Origin of the sequence: Rhodococcus sp. FH8 (assembly GCF_019266085.1) — a bacterium.
Lineage (GTDB): Bacteria > Actinomycetota > Actinomycetes > Mycobacteriales > Mycobacteriaceae > Rhodococcus_F > Rhodococcus_F qingshengii.
In genome coordinates this window covers 567378-582614 of sequence record NZ_LPNQ01000078.1, presented here as the reverse complement: position 1 = coordinate 582614, position 15237 = coordinate 567378, and the positions used below count along the sequence as shown (strand labels likewise).

The 15237-nt window shown below is 59.9% G+C and carries 16 protein-coding genes; 6 read left to right on the top strand and 10 right to left on the bottom strand.

Annotated features, from left to right (window positions below; genetic code table 11):
* A partial coding sequence (locus ATN38_RS26590; protein ID WP_256932141.1) for a thioesterase domain-containing protein occupies positions 1-1217 on the top strand: 1217 nt, incomplete at its 5' end.
* 156 nt (positions 1218-1373) lie between these two features.
* Here ATN38_RS26590 and ATN38_RS26585 read toward each other — a convergent pair.
* The 5 genes from ATN38_RS26585 to ATN38_RS26565 form a co-directional block, all read right to left on the bottom strand.
* Positions 1374-2237 carry a triacylglycerol lipase gene (locus ATN38_RS26585; RefSeq protein ID WP_052027895.1) on the bottom strand — a complete coding sequence of 288 codons (864 nt, stop codon included), beginning with the start codon at positions 2235-2237 and terminating at the stop codon, positions 1374-1376.
* 129 nt (positions 2238-2366) lie between these two features.
* Positions 2367-3380, bottom strand: a complete 1014-nt coding sequence (locus ATN38_RS26580) for an alpha/beta hydrolase family protein (RefSeq protein WP_007728545.1) — start codon at positions 3378-3380, stop codon at positions 2367-2369.
* Positions 3381-3574: 194 nt separating this feature from the next.
* Positions 3575-4432 (bottom strand): ABC transporter permease, encoded by an 858-nt coding sequence (locus ATN38_RS26575; protein ID WP_007728547.1) that lies wholly within the window; start codon positions 4430-4432, stop codon positions 3575-3577.
* The gene (locus tag ATN38_RS26570) at positions 4429-5292 is read right to left on the bottom strand and encodes an ABC transporter permease (protein WP_007728549.1); all 864 of its coding nucleotides are present in this window, start codon (positions 5290-5292) and stop codon (positions 4429-4431) included. The genes ATN38_RS26575 and ATN38_RS26570 overlap by 4 nt, the downstream gene beginning before the upstream one ends.
* Positions 5289-6260: a daunorubicin resistance protein DrrA family ABC transporter ATP-binding protein gene (locus ATN38_RS26565; RefSeq protein WP_020969036.1), complete on the bottom strand. Its 972-nt coding sequence runs from the start codon at positions 6258-6260 to the stop codon at positions 5289-5291. The genes ATN38_RS26570 and ATN38_RS26565 overlap by 4 nt, the downstream gene beginning before the upstream one ends.
* Positions 6261-6664: 404 nt before the next feature.
* Between ATN38_RS26565 and ATN38_RS26560 the strand changes: the two genes are divergently transcribed.
* Positions 6665-7522 carry a glycosyltransferase family 2 protein gene (locus ATN38_RS26560; RefSeq protein ID WP_218748980.1) on the top strand — a complete coding sequence of 286 codons (858 nt, stop codon included), beginning with the start codon at positions 6665-6667 and terminating at the stop codon, positions 7520-7522.
* Positions 7523-7642: 120 nt separating this feature from the next.
* Here the strand turns inward: ATN38_RS26560 and ATN38_RS26555 are convergent, their stop codons facing one another.
* The 5 genes from ATN38_RS26555 to ATN38_RS26535 form a co-directional block, all read right to left on the bottom strand.
* A complete protein-coding gene (locus ATN38_RS26555; protein WP_073513606.1) occupies positions 7643-8620 on the bottom strand; it encodes a diiron oxygenase in 978 nt (325 codons plus the stop codon).
* Between the two features lie 6 nt (positions 8621-8626).
* Positions 8627-9526 (bottom strand): prephenate dehydrogenase dimerization domain-containing protein, encoded by a 900-nt coding sequence (locus ATN38_RS26550; RefSeq protein ID WP_073513607.1) that lies wholly within the window; start codon positions 9524-9526, stop codon positions 8627-8629.
* A gap of 8 nt (positions 9527-9534) precedes the next feature.
* Positions 9535-11619, bottom strand: coding sequence for an aminodeoxychorismate synthase component I (gene pabB / locus ATN38_RS26545; protein WP_218748977.1), 2085 nt, complete (start codon positions 11617-11619; stop codon positions 9535-9537).
* A complete protein-coding gene (locus ATN38_RS26540) occupies positions 11616-12140 on the bottom strand; it encodes a chorismate mutase family protein (RefSeq protein WP_042922406.1) in 525 nt (174 codons plus the stop codon). The genes pabB and ATN38_RS26540 overlap by 4 nt, the downstream gene beginning before the upstream one ends.
* Before the next feature lie 85 nt (positions 12141-12225).
* Positions 12226-12702, bottom strand: coding sequence for a hotdog fold domain-containing protein (locus tag ATN38_RS26535; RefSeq protein ID WP_003940943.1), 477 nt, complete (start codon positions 12700-12702; stop codon positions 12226-12228).
* A 552-nt stretch (positions 12703-13254) separates the two neighbouring features.
* Here ATN38_RS26535 and rpsJ point away from each other — a divergent pair.
* The 4 genes from rpsJ to rplW are packed head-to-tail and all read left to right on the top strand — an operon-like array spanning position 13255 to position 15207.
* On the top strand, positions 13255-13560 hold the full coding sequence (gene rpsJ, locus ATN38_RS26530; RefSeq protein WP_003938093.1) for a 30S ribosomal protein S10: 306 nt from the start codon (positions 13255-13257) through the stop codon (positions 13558-13560).
* Positions 13561-13577: 17 nt separating this feature from the next.
* A complete protein-coding gene (gene rplC / locus ATN38_RS26525; protein WP_003940826.1) occupies positions 13578-14234 on the top strand; it encodes a 50S ribosomal protein L3 in 657 nt (218 codons plus the stop codon).
* The gene (rplD, locus tag ATN38_RS26520; RefSeq protein ID WP_003940723.1) at positions 14231-14905 is read left to right on the top strand and encodes a 50S ribosomal protein L4; all 675 of its coding nucleotides are present in this window, start codon (positions 14231-14233) and stop codon (positions 14903-14905) included. The genes rplC and rplD overlap by 4 nt, the downstream gene beginning before the upstream one ends.
* On the top strand, positions 14902-15207 hold the full coding sequence (gene rplW, locus ATN38_RS26515) for a 50S ribosomal protein L23 (protein WP_003940990.1): 306 nt from the start codon (positions 14902-14904) through the stop codon (positions 15205-15207). Before rplD ends, rplW begins: the two co-directional genes overlap by 4 nt.
* Positions 15208-15237: the final 30 nt, after the last annotated feature.

Sequence of the window (15237 nt, the reverse complement as noted above, 5' to 3'; positions counted from 1 at the left end):
TGGTGGGGTATGTGGTGCCGGCGTCGGGTGCGGTGGTTGATACTGCGGCACTGGTGGATTCGTTGGGTGTGGTGTTGCCGTCGTATATGGTGCCGTCGCAGATCATGGTGTTGGATGCGTTTCCGCTCAATGCTTCGGGGAAGTTGGATCGGAAGTTGTTGCCGGAGCCGGTGTTCGAGGTTGCGGTGTTCCGGGCTCCGGTGACGGAGGTCGAGCGACTTGTTGCTTCTGTGTTCGAAGAATTGCTCGGTATCGATCGGGTCGGTCTCGATGACGATTTCTTCGAATTGGGCGGAAACTCCCTGATCGCCACGCAGTTGGCAGCGAAGTTGGGCCAAGCGATTTCGGCTGAGGTTCCGCTGCGCATGCTATTCACCAGCTCGACTGTGTCGGAGATGTCCGACAAGTTGGTAACCGGTATGCACGTTGGATTTGAACTGGATCTTGATGCGGCACTCGCTGTCACGTTGCCCTTGCGTGCACGCGGATCTGAGCTTCCACTGTTCTGCGTGCACCCAATGGTCGGGCTGGCCTGGCCGTACGCACCTCTCGCCGCGTTCGTCGACAGATCAGTGCCGCTCTACGGGTTGCAGACACCAGCGTTGACCGAGGAGGACTTTTTCGCGACCGCACTGACCGACTACATAGATCGATACGTGTCCGAGATCCGATCAGTGCAACAACAGGGGCCGTACAGACTTCTGGGTTGGTCGTTCGGTGGAGTTGTCGCGCATGGAATCGCGGCAAGGCTTGAAGCCCTCGGCGAGAAGGTGAGTGCCTTGGTGATCTTGGACGGCTCGCCCTTGAGCTTGGATGATGAAGCATTTGCGGCGATGGTCAGACACGAAGTTGCTGGCTTGGGCGTCGTCATTCCGGATGACGAAGACCTCGAGAACCTATCGATCGACTGTGCCAGTGATGTCCTCACTGCAGTGAATGGCGGAGCTATCGGGCTTAACGCCAGCGATATCAGGCGGTTGTTCTCCAGCATCGCGCGAACCGCGGCGCTGACACGTGAGTACGAACCGGACACGTGCACGGGGCCAGTGCTGTTCGTGGGATCCAATGAAACTGAGGCCGATGGGGTCGAACCTTGGCGTTCACTGATCGACGGTGAAATCGATGTTCGTCAGGCAAGCGTGAACCATGTTTCGATGATGACGCCAGAGGGGCTGGAGGAGATCGGCCCGATGATTGCCGCCTCGCTGAATTCCTGACACTATCTCGATGGCCGTCGATCCGCGGGCCTGGCTAGGCGTCGTGCCGTCGAGCCAGACCCACGGACGTACATGAAGATACAAAAAAGGCTGACGGCGCTGGATTTCTCCGCGCCGCCAGCCTACTTCATTCCTGCTGTTGCTTGTTTGACGTGCCTATTCGCAAGGGAGCGACCGGTACTCCGGGTCAAGCGCTGACTTGACGAGATCAAGAGTGTGAGGGTCTCTGACCAACTGTCCGTGGGACGCAGTGTTCCCGGCACAGTTATCTTGAGTCCAGACATTATGGACCACGGCGCCATCACCTGGGCTAAGGAAAGTTGCCTCGGGTGGCGTCGAGATTTCGTCGTGAGCCGAAGCGATGACGGTGTACTCGATTCCGGGTTGCGTCTCGGATTCGGCGTTGAGAGCTGTCAAGAATGGTGTGCCGCTGAGTTGTTGGACGCCAGCAGGCCCCCAAATCGCTTGGACCAGTAGATCGCCAGGGAGGCCCATCGCAGACAGCGATCGTGCATTCGCTTGAAGACCACCGAATGTAGTTCCGTGGTTGGTCGCGCCGAGACTGATGAGCGAGTGCACTTTGTTATTCGACGGATCTTCACGAGTTGCTCCGCCGTTGAACTTAAGATACTGGCGAGCAACGACGCCGCCCTGGGAATGACCGACGATGTCCACCTGTGTCGTACCGGTGTGAAATTTCACCGAGTCAACGAACATTGCAAGCTCCTCAGCGGAGCTTGCAATGTCGGTGATTCCCCAATGCACAGCATTGGGATTCAGAATTTCGCGCACACCGCCATAATTCAGCGCAAAGACGCAGTAGCCCAAATCAGCAAGCTGAGGCGCCATAACATCCCAGGTGTCGGTCATGCTCATCCCGGTCCCGTGTACGAGTACCACCGGACGGGGATGTTCGAGACTTGGCTTGCAATCCCAGTCGTTGGCGCCGGCAGGGGAAGGACCCATGCTGGACAATCCGGGCGTGGGTTCCGCCGGGTCTGCTGATGCAGCTGTTGGCATTCCGGCCAGCACCACACAGGCCGCCAATGACGCCAGCGTGACCAGAGTGAATCGCTTCAATTCTTTCCTCGCGTGCTGAACACCTTGTTGCTAGCTTTGCTTCTTGCTCCGAGAATCTGCGTGTCGCGATCAGACCCCGAGGGACTGGGCGATGAACGGCCATGACTTGTGCAGATCGTCTTGCCAGTAACCCCACGAATGCGTACCCACCGGCCGGAAGTCCACAGTTGCCGGGATATTGAGGTCGGCAAGACGTCGAGCGAGGTTTCCGGTGCAGATGCTGGTCGCGAATTCAATCGGTCCTCCTACAACAATCTGGTCGAACATCGCTGCTCGCCCATCCTGAATCCGAGGGTTCTCCGGGGTATCGTTCGGAAAACCGGGCAAGCCACTACCCGTGCTGATGTACAGGGGAGTGCCACGCAACTTTTCGGCGTTGACTACCGGGTCGTGTTCGACCCAGCCCGGACCGTCGAATGGGCCCCACATGTTCTGAATGTCGCCAACTCCGCCGATCCATTCAGTGGTCGCCCGTACGAAGGCCTGCCCCATCGGGTCACTCGTCTGTGCACAACCCGAATAGGATGCAACTGACTTGTAGAACCCGGGATATTCGATCGCAAGATTCAGAACAGAGGTCGCAGACATCGAGATAGCTGCAATCGACTGGTCACCGTTGCTGCCGAGTTCCTTGTTCAGGAGTGGAGGAAGCTCCTTGCCTAGGAAGGTGCTCCACATGTTCTTTCCGAGTACGGAATCTTCCTTCTCCCAGTCGGTGTAGTACGACATCAGACCCTTGGCCGGAATCGCAACATTGACGTTCTTATCGGCGAAGAAATCGACCACATCAGTTTGCCGGTCCCATGTTGCTGTGCCTTCTCCGCCGTCGGCACCGTTGAGAAGGTACAGAATGGGGCGCGGCTGAGAGTTGTCTGCAGGCAAAATCACCTGAATGGGGACCGACTTGTCCATTGATGCTGCGTAGACATTCACAACGATTTGACGATCGTTGACTCGCTCGACAGATTCGATGTACGAACCGTCCGTATCGTCCTGTGCTGCATCTCCCCCGCCTTGGTGCGCAATGGGTGTGGCACCGGCGATGCCCATGCTGCTGGATACAAGGACGACGCTCGCCGCCATCAGTGCACCTGCGACGGTGCGCCTCCAGGGGGACCGAAATTTTCGAGTCAAGACAACGCCTTTCGGTTGGTTCAACTGTGCTGCCGGACCTGCTCGGCAATCGTGTTTCGTGAGTCTGAACTACTTGTAATTCGGATGGTCAGCCGTAGACGTTACCGCGCGTACGGATCCACCAGGCAATACCCAGATGACTATCAATCCGAAGCGGCGCGTCGGTATCCGAGTATCGCTGGATACACGAACACCACGACCATCCCGAACGACCAGGCCAATGTCTTGAGCAGGGGCTCGGCGACGGGCCCCCCCAAGGAGAGGCCTTTCATCGCATCGATTGCCACGGACATTGGTTGCTCGGCAACAACTGGTTGCAGCCACTTCGGATAAGCCATCACTGGAACAAAACCGGAGTTGAAGAACATCAACAGCGTGCAGGAGATCGACACGATCTCTACAAGCGGGAGATTATCTGCCACTGTTGCCAGCGCCGTGACCATCATCGCGAAGCCGATGCCGAAAACGATCGGCAATACCAAGAGCGCCACCGCGGCCAGGGGACCCTGGTTGAATCGGAATCCCAACAGATAGCCGACACCAAGGATGACGATGGAGGTGACGAGAACTCGCACCGCTTCGGCGATCATGCGTCCGACCAGACCGGAGGCACGATGCGCAGGGAGAGTCCAGAACCGGCTCAAGAGTCCAGATGCTCGTTCGCCTTTGAGTCCGACTGCGCTCGCAATCGAGCCGAACATGGCGCCAACGAGGATGATCAGCGGGACCGTTCCGAAGATGCTCGATTGGCCCGTCGCTGCTGTAATCGAATTGCCCAGGACGACTCGGAACATCAACAGCATGAACGCTGGATACACAAGAGCTTGAATGGTGGTTGATGGATCGCGCAGCCACGTGACCAACAAACGTTTGGCCTGAATCCCGCTGTGCACGACCAGTGCCTTGAAAGAGCTTTCAGGGAGCGCTTTGTCCGGGTAAGGAAAGTTAAACCCCTCGGCGGGTCGGACGGCCGCCATGAAACGATCTGTCGGTTCGCTCATGACCGCCTCATACTTGCCCAGAACGCTAGTGGCGCGAAGAAGACGATCAACCCGATCGTCCACGCAACGACGGGAAACAGGACGCCCCAGGTGACTCCGCCCTGCGCAAGATCACGCATGGCGAATGAAAACTGCGATACCGGTTGATTGCGCACGAACGGCCGAATCCATTCGGGAAAGCCAGTCTCGGGCGCGAAACCGCAGGACAACATCCCCAGAATCAATTGGGGGAGCGTCAGCGCCTGACTGGTGGCTTGTGGACTTTTCGACAGTGAACCGATTGCATCACCGGCGAAGGACAGACATGTGCTGAACGCGAGGGCGATTGCACAAAACAGAACTGCCTGACCCATGCCTGCTGAGAATCGGAAACCGATCAAGTGGCCGAAGGTCAATGCCGCGGCGAGTGAGACTGTCGAACGGACGAAGCCACTCGATTGACGAGACAACAGCGGCACGGGGCCGACTACTGGCATGGTTTTCATGCGGTTGCTGAAGCCGGTGATCGATTCGGTCGAGGACATCTGAGCGGCGGAGATCGACGTGAAGGCCATGGCTTGCAGCACGATGATCGGCATCAGAAACTGGGCATAGTTGATGCCCTGAAGTTGCATGACGAACTTCAACGGAAGGTAGAAACCGATCGTGAAGATCAATGGCGCGACTACCGCGATCAGTAGTTCGTAGCGCTTCACCATCGATTTGACGGTGCGTGCAGTCAGCACCCACCACTGATTGATCGCTGATGGATGCGGTCGGCGGTGCTTTCCAACGCTTAATGCCTCGGGGACTGCAATCTTGCTGCGACTGTCCCCGCGGACAGTCACTTGATCGACCCCGAATTTTGTAGTTGTCGTCACGGTGTCTCGCTTACGTGCTGTTCACCGGTGAGTGAAAGAAAGACGTCATCGAGTGACGGGCGACGAAGCGCGATGTCTGCAAGCGGAATCCGTGCGTGGTCCAGACGACGCAGTGCTTCAGAGAGCGTTCCTGCGCCGACAGGTGCGGGGATCGCGATCCGCCCGCTCTCTTGTGCCAGATCGAATCTGAAGTCGCGGGGGACCAGATTGCCGAGTGCATGGACCGCGTGAGGCAGCTGTTTGAGATCTGCGGGCACGATCTCGCAGAAGCTTGCGCCGGTTCGAGCCTTCAATTGGTCAGCAGTCCCCTCGGCAATGACCGCGCCTTTGTCGATGACGATGATGTTGTCGCTCAGTAGATCTGCTTCTTCGAGGTACTGAGTTGTCAGGAGCACGGTGATTCCCTGCTCCTTCAGTGACTGAACCAGCGACCAGACGCTTTGCCGACTGCGCGGATCCAAGCCGGTGGTCGGCTCGTCGAGGAAAACGACCTCAGGGCGAACAACCAGGCCACACGCAATATCGATTCGTCGGCGCATACCACCGGAGTAGTTCCTGACTACTCGGGATCCTGCTTCGACGAGGTCGAATTGAGAGAGCAGGTCGGCAGCGCGCACCTTCGCGGACATTCGGTCGAGCCCCATCAACCTGCCGAACAGTTCGATGTTCTCGCGGCCGGTAAGTGAATCGTCCAGGGCGGCGAACTGCCCGGTCATCATGATGGAGCGTCGAACCTCGGGAGCGTTGCGCACTACGTCGTAGCCAGCCACCATCGCGCGTCCGCTGGTGGGGCGGATGAGCGTGGAGAGGACCTTCACCGTCGTTGTCTTGCCTGCGCCGTTGGGACCCAAGATGCCGAGCACCGTCCCACGTGGGGCGGTGAAGTTGATCCCTCGCAGCGCGTGCACGTTCTTGAAGGACTTGTGTACGTCCTCCACTAGTACCGCTGCGTCCGTGGAAAAGGGCATCAACACTCCGCTGTCTGCATTGTCGGAACGGGCACGCGCTCCCGACGGGCGCACAGATGCCTTCTGTCTTCTATCCGTGATCTCCGCTCAGATGTTACCGGAGGGTCAAACCGACACTCGGGCAATCGGACGCGTGAGAGGGGGTACGGGGCTCCTGCCAGCAACTCTCACCTTCGATTTCACCTTGTGGCAAGAATCACAAATGCTCTTTGTAACGTAAAGATCTCCTCCAATTGAACGAATGACCAAATAGATTTTTAGCGCATCTACGCAGGTGGGTATTCAGTTGCACGGACCGGAGGTCTTTGATTTGACCGGTGACGAAAGTCCTCCGATTCCTTCCGGTTGGTTCCCTGGGCCCGCTGCTCAATGTCTTGTGGAGAGATTCGCGATACCGTTGGGAAATGGCGAACGCGACGTTGTCGGTGGTTGTTCCGGCTTTTAATGAATCTGAATACATCGAAACGTGCATCGAAGCGCTCATTGCTCAAGGTGAATATGTCGACGAAATCATCGTTGTTGACAATAATTCCTCGGACAATACTTCTGAGTTGATCAAGAAGTATCAAATTAGTTGTCCCAAGCTTCGGCTTCTCTGTGAATCCCGCCCCGGGGTGGTGCATGCGAGAAACAAGGGGTTTGGCGCGGCTAGTGGAGAACTTATCGGACGTATCGACGCCGATACGATCGTGGGGGAAGGCTGGGCAGTTGCGGTTCACGAATTCTTCGAGCGTCGCGACGATTTCTCGGGCGTAACCGGCCTGACTTACCTTTATGAATCTCCGATCGCCGGCCTTCAGCGCCGATGGACGAATTGGCGACTCGTTCGCGGGGCCCAGAGCGCAGTTCGGCCTGTTGTTGCAGTTCCAGGCAGTAACATGGCGATGCGTCGGTCGGCTTGGTTGGCCGTTAGGGATGCGGTCAGCGATCGAACCGACATTCACGAGGATATCGACCTATCCCTCTGCATGGCGCGTGTTCGTTGCACTGTGGGGCAGATCTCGAGCATGGCCGCAAAGGTTTCGGGTAGGCGTGGAGTTAGTTCGCCGCGAGTGTATGCGCGATATAATCGAGCATCAAAGAAAACTCTCGAGCATCATGGTGTGTCGCATTGGAAGTTAACGTTCTTGATTGCAGCGGACAGTGTCCTGCATGCAATCTTGTGGCCTCTTTATCGAATGTATGACAAGAATTCCGGGCGAATCTCTTCCCGGTTTCTGGGCCGGAGGCAGCGTGCGCGGGATCTCCCCGTCTTTTCTTGAGTATTTCGTCCGGTATTTATTTGCTCAAGCTCTTGTCTAGCTGAATAATCGGGAGTGCCCGATAATTGCGGAATATTACTGGACCGGGTTTGTTGGAGAATCAGCACTTATTGCTCAGGATTAACTGGGGAGGTATTCTTCTCCTGCGATTGATGCTTCTGTCGTAACTTGCAACTTATGGAGCAAGGACGATATTCCGCTGTAATCCTGTACGAACAGTTCGTTGCTCGGTTCCAACGCGACATCATCGAGCATCTTCTGTCCGCCGGGTATGGCTTCGATCTCCATGATTGCTCGCCACGCGCCGAAGTCGGTTCCGCTGAAAGCGCGCATGGCGCCCTCGAAGCCTTCCAGTAGATAGCTGCGATCTCCACGATTCAAGGAATCCCAGACCAGTACCGCCAGTTCCCCGGCAATCGAGGCATGGCAGTACTCGTCGCGAGCGTGCAACCGAATGGTCGCGCGGTTGATCGACTGCACGCCCGGATCGTCCGAGATCAGGTCGAGGTATGCGGTGATCGACACCTCGGCGACGGTCATGAACGCCAACTGTGTCAGCGCGATCTTGCGAGGCCCCTCGGCTGCGTCGAGGGCTTGCGCCCGCGTGCGGACCGTCAGGACGTCGGGCAATGCCTTGGCCGGCAGCCCCCAGCCCCTGCCTCGACGGGTCGCTGAACTGGCATTGAAGTGCATGAGCGTGTGATATTGCTCGTCGACCATCGCCTGATTGACCGCCACTGCAGCCCAATCTCCGAGACCGACGTTAAGTCGGTCTTCGGCGAGAACGTCGAAGCCGGGATTGACGACGTACTTCTCGATGTCCATGACGTTCTTGTTGAACGCGATCCATGCCCAGGCTTGCAGGCGTTGCTTCTGCTCGGGGCTCAATGCCAGGTAGATCGGATGCTCCGCGAACGGGAGAAGTGCTTCGGGGTAGTCGGACAACGACGAATCGAAGAGATCGTCCAGTTCCGGCTCCGCCTTCTTCACGGTTGCCCGGCGCGCCCAATTGCTCGCAAGGCGGCGGACGATTGCACTCTCGACCGGATCGGAGGCGTCGTACTCCGGGAGGCTGGGCGGACTCACTCCAGGTCTCATCGTGCCCTACTCTCTGTGCCCTTCGGCGATCTCTCTGTGCCCTTCGGCAATGCGATCGAACAAGCTCTGGCACTCCGCGTTCAATTCGCCTGAGCGATTGTCGAGCGCCGCGTCGGCGGTTTTCATCAGCGTCGTGAAGTCGCCGAGGGTCTCGGCCGCCCTGTCCACCTGTGCGGTGGCATCGAACAGTGCTTTTCGTGTCGCACCTGCGTACGGATTGCCCGCTTGTACGTCCCAGTACACCTCCGGTTCGCCGCCGGCTACACGCGCCAGGAGCGCGAGCAAGGCCCGATGCGGGGGAGGGGCGACCGCGAGGAGTTCGTCCGCGGAAACTCCGAGTTCGGCCAGGGCAACGCCGAAAGCCAGCACCGACGCGTGTGTCAGAACCTGGGTAGCCGCGGCCAACCGGTCGTGACGATCGGCGTCCATCACCGCGACCGACGCGCCCCACGAGCGCACGACGTCGAGGAATCTGTCGGACTGCGGACCGCCGACGTACGGCACTGCGATGACGGCCCGACCGCGTGGCCCGAGCGACGGACGGAACATGGGGTTGAGTCCGAGGAACTCCCCTTCTCGGCCGGCGTCGGCGATTGCTGCGTCCATCCGCGATTTGACCGACAGCGTGTCCACAACGAGAGCGCCGGATGTCCGAAGGCTCGGTAGTGCGGCTAGAGCGACCTGTTCGGGAACCGCGAGCACGATGATGCGCGAGGACTCCACGTGCGCGAGGACTTGCTCACTGGGTTTCGTGATGTCTCCGACGACTACATCTCCGTCGGGATCGCTGCCTGCTGGGTCGACGACGGTGACGGTCGACCCCCCGGCGCGAAGCAGTTCGACGAACATGGATCCGACGGCACCCAGCCCGCCGACAACCGTCGCTGTGCCTGATGACGCCGTCATCGCTGGATCTACCCGCCGTACTCGAGGACCCGCGAGGACACCGCGTCGAGCGCACGGAGCAGCGTGGACGCCTTGACCGTGGTCTCGTCGAATTCTTCTTCCGGATCGGACAACGCTGTAATGGCACCGCCGATTCCGAAGGTCACGCCGCTCTCGGTACAGACCAGCGACCGGATCACGATCGAGAGGTCCGCGGCGCCACCGAGCGCGAAGTACCCGATCGATCCCGAGTAGACCCCACGAGGGCCGGATTCGAGGCGGTCGATGATCTCCATCGTCCGTACCTTCGGAGCGCCGGTCATCGATCCACCGGGGAACGCGGCACGCACACAGTCCACCGCCGACGACCCCGGACTCAGATGTCCGCGCACCGTCGACACCATTTGGTGAACGGACGAGTACGACTCGATCGCGAACAGCCTCGGAACGTGGACACTTCCCGGAACGCAGACCTTGGTGAGGTCGTTGCGGGTGAGGTCCACGATCATCAGGTTCTCGGCGCGGTCCTTCTCGCTGTCGAGCAGGTCCTGCCGTAGGGCAGCATCACGCGCTCGGGTGACGCCGCGCGGGCGGGTACCTTTGATCGGCTTGGACTCGACGTTGCCGGCCGAGTCGACACGAAGGAACCGCTCAGGCGAGGCCGAGACCACCGAGATGCCGGTGAAGTCGAGAAGTGCGCTGTACGGCGTCGGATTGATCGAGCGCAGATACTCGAACGCCTGCTGTGCATCGATCGTCTCGTCGACGCTCGCCATGTTGGTCAGACATACCTCGTAGGACTCACCTGCCCGGATCTCCGAGAGGGCCGTTCCGATCAACGACAGGTACTGATCGCGATCATGCCGAAGGCGAGCCTGCGTCCAGACGGTGTCGCTGATCAGCGGAACGGGGGTGCGTTCCGGAAGGTCCGCGCCGATCCGCGCCAGGGTGTCGACGGTCGATTCGAGCCAATCGTCATAGCCGGCGTCGCGGACTTTCTCGCGCAACCTCAAAACGTGAGTGCGGCCCGCGGTGTGATCGATGACGACGGCGCGATCGGCAAACACCAGAGCGGCATCAGGAGTGGGTGCCGGATGGACTGCCCTTCCTCCGGTCTGTGCTTTCAGTTCGTAGCCGAGGTAGCCCACGTAGCCGAGGTTGAAGTCGAGTTCCGGATGCGAGGGCACGAAGCGTGTCGAGAGTTGTGCGTCCAAGTAATCGAAGAAAGGAACTCGAATGTGCTCGTCGGACAAGCCTTTTCGGCTGACAGTCAGTACCTCGGCTTGCGCGTCGTACGTGATGAACTCGGCCAGCGGCCCCGACGAATCGCCGAGAATCGAAAAGCGCGCACTCGGCTCTGCGGTTGCCGCGCGGTCCAGCCAGAACGCGTTCGGGCCGTCGGCGAACAGTGCTGCATAGGCCGCCGACGGGTCCACTGCAAAATCGAGAGTCACGTCGTCGACGTCGTAGTTGATCGCCGGCCGCAGGTCGGGTGTTTGCGGAGCAGGTTCGGGTCGGATCACCGAATCCAGAGTGCGTCCGACGGACAGATCGCGGAAGTTCGCGAGCAAATCTATGCCGAACTCGGTACTGATGGACTCCGGATGGAACTGAACGCCCCACATCGGCTTGGTCCGGTGCCGGACACCCATGAGCAGACCGTCGGACGTCCACGCGGTACGAACGAAGGCGTTCGGCAGATTCTCGACGGTCAACGAGTGGTAGCGAACAGCTCGGAACGGCGACGGAAGTCCGGCAAAGATGCCCGAGCCGTCGTGATCGATCAGCGAAATTCGGCCGTGCATCGGGACGGGCGCAACCACCACGTCCGCGCCGAACAACTCGCACAGGCCCTGGTGGCCGAGACAGACACCGAGAAGTGGGAGAGGCGCTTCTTCGATGAAACGGCGGCTGATTCCGAAATCACGGTCGCGATCCGGCCGGCCGGGACCTGGGGAGATGACCACGTTGTCGTACGACGCGAGATCGAGGGAATCCCAATCCGCGTCGTTGCGGACCACGGTCGGCACAACCCCGTTGACCTCGGTCAACAGGGTGAACAGGTTGTAGGTGAACGAGTCGTAATTGTCCACCAGAAGGGTGCGGGAACTCATGTCGATGATCCTGATCTCGGTCCGACGGATTCCCGAACAGTGTCCTCCTCCTCAACAGGTGCGTTGATCACCAGGTCTTCGAGTCGACAGGTCTCGGCAATCATCAGCTCGTACAGGGCGTTGAAGAAGTCAGGAGAGAGGTCGTGTCTACGAGCGAATTCACGCGCCCGCTCCTGCACGACGCGCACGCGGCCGGGTTGCATCATCGGAACCTCGCGGGAGCGCTTCCACTCGCCGATGCGCAGGCAGAGTTCCAGCCGCTGCCGCACCGTCTCGAGAAGTAGAGCGTCGATGGCGTCGAGGTCGCGCCGGAAGCTGTCCAATCCCTCGGCCTCGTCCGGATACGACGAGGTCTGCGTGCCTGCTTCGGAACTCGTTGTGGTCAAGAACTCTTCCACGAGGCCTCCCGGTGCTCGGCGTGACGCGAGGTCGACAATGTGGTGCCCGGAACGCAACCCACCTCCGGACACCGGCACCCCGACCGACCATCGCCGTTCGGGGAGGTGTTCCACGATCGTCATTCGCCGAAACCTGCGGTGGTGCCTAATTCTGCGAAACCTGTTTGGCGGGCGAATCAGGTTGCGATGCAGGCGGGTTCGTGAGTGCCTACTTGGGGGAGACCCAGGTGGTGATTTCGGCGTGGACTACTTCCTTGCCGCCCCGGTCGAAGATCGAGATGGGAACGAGAAGTTCCGTGCCACTCTCGATCGCCGCGAAGTCCGGCAAAGTCTCGAGTCGGGCGACCGCCCGCAGGCCGGTCTCGGCCTTGGCGAGGTAGTCGACCTTCATCGACTTGGGGATCCAGCGGTGGGAGTTCGGAACCGTCGCTTCGCTCAGCATGCCCATCGCGACCTCCGCGAGGTTGCAGGCAGCGATCGCGTGAAAAGTGCCGAGATGATTGTGGACGCCCCACCATTTGGGGGAGCGGACCTCGCAGAGCCCTGGTTCCAACTTGGTCACCCGGGGGAGAACAGAGGCGAAATAGGGCACGCGAATGGACATCGCCGCCGAGAAAACTGCATGTCCGAGGGCATTGTCCGGCAATTTCTGCCATCCGCGATAGGTAGGGCTGGAGGTAGTCATAGGCCTATCTTACTTCTGAGTAAGGTTGTTGTCGCGCAGCTCACTCGGAAAAGGCAGTTCGGGGGAGTTGAGGATTTGGGCCAGGTACGGCATACTGGTCGGGTTGCCTTGTCCGGGACGCGGTCGATTGCGGCCGTGATCGGGCAAGGGTAAGACGTCACAGACGATCGATCGCAGATCCCGTCAGGGTAATCGGGTCAACGACTGTGACCATGCAAGACGAGCAGTAATGCAGGACGGAAGCAGTACCTACTTTGTGTTCGACATCGAACACGTCCGGTACGCATCACGCGCCAGATAATCGAAAGATTGTCCGGCGCAGGATGAGTGAGAAGGCGACACGCCCGACCGCGTGTACCGGAGAACAATGACAAACGAACAGCGGCAGCAGATCCTGATCTCGATCCGAATCTCGGTACTCCCGAGAACTTGGACTTGGTCCCGATCGCTTCAGTGTTCGTCGTGTCATCGTCCAGGCAAGGACTGTGCAGACGAGGTAGCTCGAGCCTGACCAGGCGGGCTACGAAACGCGGCAAGAAAAGGACACTAAGCGTGGCGGGACAAAAGATCCGCATCAGGCTCAAGGCCTACGACCACGAGGCGATCGACGCGTCAGCGCGCAAGATCGTCGAGACGGTAACCCGTACGGGTGCCCGCGTCGTTGGACCTGTGCCGTTGCCGACCGAGAAGAACGTATATTGCGTCATCCGCTCGCCGCACAAGTACAAGGACTCGCGCGAGCACTTCGAGATGCGTACTCACAAGCGGCTGATCGACATTCTCGACCCGACGCCGAAGACGGTTGACGCGCTCATGCGCATCGACCTTCCGGCCAGTGTCGACGTGAACATTCAGTGACGGCGGAGACAAAAACAATGACTGATACCAAGATCAAGGGAATCCTGGGCACCAAGCTCGGCATGACCCAGGTCTTCGACGAGAACAACCGGGTTGTCCCGGTCACCGTCGTGAAGGCTGGGCCGAACGTCGTAACCCAGATCCGTACCGAAGAGCGTGACGGCTACAGCGCCGTTCAGCTCGCGTTCGGCGCCATCGACCCGCGCAAGGTGAACAAGCCGACTTCCGGCCAGTTCACCAAGGCTGGTGTGACCCCGCGTCGCCACGTAGTGGAGCTCCGCGTTGCGGACACCTCCGACTACGAGGTCGGCCAGGAGCTCACCGCCGAGGTCTTCGAGGACGGCGCATACGTCGACGTCACCGGAACCAGCAAGGGCAAGGGCTTCGCCGGAACCATGAAGCGTCACGGCTTCAAGGGACAGGGCGCGTCGCACGGTACCCAGGCTGTTCACCGCCGCCCGGGCTCCATCGGTGGCTGTGCAACTCCCGGCCGCGTGTTCAAGGGCATGCGCATGTCCGGACGCATGGGTAGCGACCGCATCACGACGCAGAACCTCTCGGTCCACAAGGTGGATGCAGAGAACGGCCTGCTGCTGATCAAGGGTGCGATCCCCGGCCGCAAGGGCGGCCTCGTGATCGTCAAGAGTGCAGTGAAGGGTGGTGCACGGGCATGACCAGCACCGAGACCAAGTTGACCCTGGACGTCAAGGTCGCCGGCGGCAAGACCAACGGCACCGTCGATCTCCCCGCTGAGATCTTCGACGCTCCGGCCAACATCGCGCTTCTCCATCAGGTTGTCGTCGCGCAGCTCGCAGCTGCTCGTCAGGGAACCCACTCCACCAAGACCCGCGGCGACGTCCGCGGCGGTGGCAAGAAGCCGTACCGCCAGAAGGGCACCGGCCGCGCACGCCAGGGCTCGACTCGCGCACCGCAGTTCGTCGGCGGCGGAACCGTTCACGGCCCGCAGCCGCGTGACTACAGCCAGCGCACCCCCAAGAAGATGAAGGCAGCCGCTCTTCGCGGAGCCCTCTCTGACCGCGCACGCAACGAGCGCATCCACGTCATCACCGAACTGGTTGCAGGGCAGACGCCTTCGACCAAGGGCGCAATCGCGTTCCTCGGCGAGATTTCGGATCGCAAGAAGCTGCTGCTCGTCGTGGGTCGCCAGGATGTAGCCGCTTGGAAGAGCGTGCAGAACCTGGAAGGCGTGCATCCCATTGCACCCGACCAGCTCAACACCTACGACGTGCTCAATGCAGACGATGTCGTGTTCAGCGTCGAGGCACTCAACGCGTTCATCCACGGGCCCGCAGAGAGCGCTCAGAACAAGGAGGACGCCAAGTGAGCACCATCGCTGACCCCCGCGACATCCTGCTCGCTCCGGTCATCTCCGAGAAGTCCTACGGACTGATCGAGGAAGGCACCTACACCTTCCTGGTGCACCCGGACTCGAACAAGACGCAGATCAAGATTGCCGTCGAGAAGGTCTTCGGCGTCAAGGTGACCAGCGTCAACACCGCCAACCGTCAGGGCAAGCGTAAGCGGACCCGATTCGGTTACGGCAAGCGCAAGGACACCAAGCGCGCGCTCGTGACCCTGTCCGCTGACAGCAAGCCCATCGAGATCTTCGGAGGACCGGTCGCGTAAGCGCCGGGACTTGACGAGACATAGAGGACG

Bases quoted from the DNA above. Each gene is read 5' to 3' on its own strand.
- ATN38_RS26540 (WP_042922406.1), bottom strand. From the start codon at position 12,140: ATGACGATCGTGGAACACCTCCCCGAACGGCGATGGTCGGTCGGGGTG.
- ATN38_RS26555 (WP_073513606.1), bottom strand. From the start codon at position 8,620: ATGAGACCTGGAGTGAGTCCGCCCAGCCTCCCGGAGTACGACGCCTCC.
- ATN38_RS26575 (WP_007728547.1), bottom strand. From the start codon at position 4,432: ATGAGCGAACCGACAGATCGTTTCATGGCGGCCGTCCGACCCGCCGAG.
- ATN38_RS26580 (WP_007728545.1), bottom strand. From the start codon at position 3,380: ATGGCGGCGAGCGTCGTCCTTGTATCCAGCAGCATGGGCATCGCCGGT.
- rplC (WP_003940826.1), top strand. From the start codon at position 13,578: ATGACTGATACCAAGATCAAGGGAATCCTGGGCACCAAGCTCGGCATG.
- ATN38_RS26565 (WP_020969036.1), bottom strand. From the start codon at position 6,260: ATGCCCTTTTCCACGGACGCAGCGGTACTAGTGGAGGACGTACACAAG.
- pabB (WP_218748977.1), bottom strand. From the start codon at position 11,619: ATGAGTTCCCGCACCCTTCTGGTGGACAATTACGACTCGTTCACCTAC.
- ATN38_RS26560 (WP_218748980.1), top strand. From the start codon at position 6,665: ATGGCGAACGCGACGTTGTCGGTGGTTGTTCCGGCTTTTAATGAATCT.
- ATN38_RS26550 (WP_073513607.1), bottom strand. From the start codon at position 9,526: ATGACGGCGTCATCAGGCACAGCGACGGTTGTCGGCGGGCTGGGTGCC.
- rplD (WP_003940723.1), top strand. From the start codon at position 14,231: ATGACCAGCACCGAGACCAAGTTGACCCTGGACGTCAAGGTCGCCGGC.
- ATN38_RS26535 (WP_003940943.1), bottom strand. From the start codon at position 12,702: ATGACTACCTCCAGCCCTACCTATCGCGGATGGCAGAAATTGCCGGAC.
- ATN38_RS26585 (WP_052027895.1), bottom strand. From the start codon at position 2,237: ATGCCAACAGCTGCATCAGCAGACCCGGCGGAACCCACGCCCGGATTG.